Source organism: Pseudoalteromonas sp. G4, assembly GCF_028875915.1.
Lineage (GTDB): Bacteria > Pseudomonadota > Gammaproteobacteria > Enterobacterales > Alteromonadaceae > Pseudoalteromonas.
Window position 1 is genome coordinate 1 of sequence record NZ_JAPEHW010000135.1, and the last position, 3,681, is coordinate 3,681.

The window sequence follows — 3,681 nt, forward strand, 5'->3', positions numbered from 1 at the left end:
ATGGCGCACTCGTTCATTCTTTTTAAAACGGCCAAAAAGAACGAACCAAGAAAAAGCCGCCCCGAAATCAAACTGATTCCTCAAAGAATAAATTGAAATGAACGCAAACAGTATGCAATCGCCATCCATGGCTCAAGCATACTTTTGCCAGCATCCATGCTGGCAATTGCTCTTCGATTGAATCTTTTCGGGTTTGATTTAAGGGGTGGCGAAAGACCGAAGCGAAGCTTCGCAGCGTGAGGAAGTGAGGTCATGGATGACCGATGGAACCCAGCTTCAAGGATGAACTTTTAATTAATGACATAGTTTGTGGAAACTTTAAATTCATTGGCCGTTTACAATTCTAGCATTTAAGTTAATTGATACTTGGTTTATCGCACTGGCGACAGCAGACAAAGGGAGGCTAACGCCGACCTCCCTTTGGAATCCCTCGGCGCCCCGAAATCAAACTGATTCCTCAAAGAATAAATTGAAATGAACGCAAACAGTATGCAATCGCCATCCATGGCTCAAGCATACTTTTGCCAGCATCCATACTGGCAATTGCTCTTCAATTTAATCTTTTCGGGTTTGATTTAAGGGGGGAGGGGAGTCAACCTAAACAATTGGTGTCAAATGAAGTAAGTCCTCACGTTGTTTCAACGCTTCTGAACCCATTTAAGTCAGTTTCTTTTTCTGAGAGCTTTAACTCTTCATCTATTTTATATTTATTTATCCAGTTCTCTTCTATGTCATTATTGAAGCAAAGCTTTCTAATCTGTTCTTTGTGTTTATCATTAAGGAGGGAAAATACCTCTAAATTTGGAACTAGTAACCCTAAATGGAAATCGTACTTCAGTAATAGTTCTTTATAGCCTGTATAGAGGAAATCTTTATCATTTAGTTTATTGAATATATTGAAAAAGTATTCGTAAATTCTTGTAATATCTTTTTGTTCTAAATCTCCATTATTTAAAGTATTTAACTTTAAACACTTTAATAGTGACTCTAGTTCTTCAGTATTGTCTAAAAGCTTATATGTTAACTGTTCAGTTGAAATTACTTCTGAAAAAACTGTTCGGAATAGGCTTCTTAACTTTAAATTATAAAGACTGTCATGATCTAAAATGATTGATATGTACTTAAAGGATGTTGTTATAGCCCATTTTAAGTGCTTGTAAAACACATCTTCATTATCTTTAGGTAATTTGCTCAGTACAGTTATTAATGATTCTGCAACGACCATTTCTTTTGAGTAATGAGCTGCTTTCTCATTAGTGAGTAACTGAACGAAAGGTTTTGATTTACTTTCCATAACTTCAAGCGCGGAAGACCAAAATTCAATGTAATCAGTTTCTGAGCTTTTATCAAAACTTGAATGGAATATAATCAATGATTGGATAAATTGAATAAACTCGCGATTGCCAATCATTTTGTTAATAAAAATATATTCTCGAGAAAATTTATTTTGTCCGTTGAATGTAAGCATCTCGCGATATATTTCTTGATCACTAAACTCAAGACAAGGATTTTCTTGTAAGTAGACTTCCCAATAGTTTTTAGGATCATATATTGAGCATGATTGTTGACGTATTACCCCGTTATTCTTCCCATCGCTCCAATGAGGAAAAAGGTATTTAATGAGGTTTTCACATGAATTTTTATGTGACTGTAAATCACCAAAATTAATGTGTTCCCATTGATCATTTAGGTAATCATTGCTACTTCCTAACTGTAATTTATGGTGATGGTAGAGGATAAAGTCATAAGCAAGAGGGGTGCAAATTTTTAATGTAGTAAGTATAAGTAAGTCATCAAAATTAAATTCGCCTTTTAACTTACTCCATTTTGAATTGACTTCCCTTTTTATGGCAGCAAAATTACGCAAATTTTGAACTAAAAGACCAATACTTTCAAAAGCATTTTTCATGCATACAGTTTGTATACTGTTGCTGTATGAGAGAGGTAAATTTTCTATCAACCCCCAATCTTGATTAGTCTTCTCATAAAAAAGCTTTAATTTATTATTTGCATTAAATGGGCGATTTCTTATTTCTATAAATTTAGCTTTAACCTCTTGTGAGAAATTAATTTTTGGTAAGTCTTCTCGATAGTCTATAAATCTACTTGTTATATCTGATGCGCCTAGGGTATAACCCAGTGTAAAAATGAAACTGATATGGTCACAGTCTTTTAATTTATTTAGTAATGGCGCCATCGAATTTATCGCATGGTTCGGTTCTTCGTTACGGTCAATATCTTCTATGAATACACATAGCTTTAACTTTGCCTCTTGCAATAGAGAGTTAAGAAGAACTAATTGTTTCTCAGCAGGAGTCGGAGGTGATATAAAGTTTGAAATGACTTTTGTTGAGCGATGAAAGTCTTTCATTGCAGCCAGGTAATGCTCAGGTATTTTTTGTATTGAGGATGTTTCAATATGCTTGGTTAACTCGTACATGATTTCATGAAGGAGAATGCCTTCAATGCTTTTATTTTTGTTTGCTTTACCCCAAGCGTTAAAATGCATGAATACCCATACACTGCTTTTCTGTGATTTAAGCACTGACTCTTCGAGAAGATTAAGAACGCTTGACTTGCCAGTTCCAAAGTTTCCATAAAGAGCTATTCGGCGATAACTACTTTCTCCAATTAATATGCCTTTCAATTTTTCAGCTATTAAAATTGAGTTAAATCTATCTTGATATCGAGTTTGAATAGGTCTTTCTACATTGGTGGCTAGTGCATTTGGGTGGTTAAATTCAGCTTTAAAGTTAGGGTGTTTTAATATCGCAACCGAAAGGTTTTTGTAGTAAATAAAGTAACCTTTCAAGTTGGGTAATATTTTCCCAAAATAAAGGGCTACAAAAATTTTAACTAAAGCTAAAACTTCTATACCCGTTTTATATTTTAGAGCAAGAAAAAATACCGTAAATATGACAGATGCTTTTAAAACAGAGTACCCATCTTGAGTTACTTTTTTTCCATCAATAAACTCTAAGTGATATGAGCCAACCCCTCTAAAAAGAACAGTTATTAAACACCCAGCAATAACGAGCATGACTATTTGTAAAGACCAATGTAGCGTATTATGAAAAACTGACCATTGATCTACTATGCCAAGTATAAAATCAATCTTACTCAATAATGAGAAGAGAGTAATAGTTACAATTGAGTAAATAAAAGTATTTAATAACTGACGCGATGATGGCACTTTAACTTCCCTCTGCACTAATATTTTTTAGCAACCTTTGCAAATCTCTATATTCAATTTAATGAGAGTTAGGTTAACTCTATGAGCTGAATATCATATTTTAAATGCTGGTTTTTATAGTTGATTTTATAGTTATGGTATTGAAAAACAAATACTTTAATGAGTCTTTTGATACAGACAATAAGCTATATTTGAAATAATGCTTTTTTCTAAGCGCTCTGATTGAAAGCTTTATATTAACTATTATCTATCTTAAGGGTTAATAGCGATATCTGAACAGTCTACTCCCCCTTTTATCAAACCTGAAAAAGGGATTTAAATGAATAATGTGAGACAGGGAGCGAAGCGGTCGAGCAAGCCATGTACAACAGGGATGTTGCTTCATGGCGTTTATGTTCACATTTAAATGTCTTTTGAAGATTAGTTTGATTTAGGGGCACGTTTTTTGGTTCGTTTTTGTCGTGTAACAAAAATGAACAAGAGGACGC

1 protein-coding gene is annotated in these 3,681 nt (G+C 33.8%); it reads right to left on the reverse strand.

From position 1 onward, the window contains the following. Positions 1-628 precede the first annotated feature (628 nt). The gene (locus tag ON073_RS20120; RefSeq protein WP_274763656.1) at positions 629-3,193 is read right to left on the reverse strand and encodes a P-loop NTPase fold protein; all 2,565 of its coding nucleotides are present in this window, start codon (positions 3,191-3,193) and stop codon (positions 629-631) included. Between the last annotated feature and the right edge of the window lie 488 nt (positions 3,194-3,681).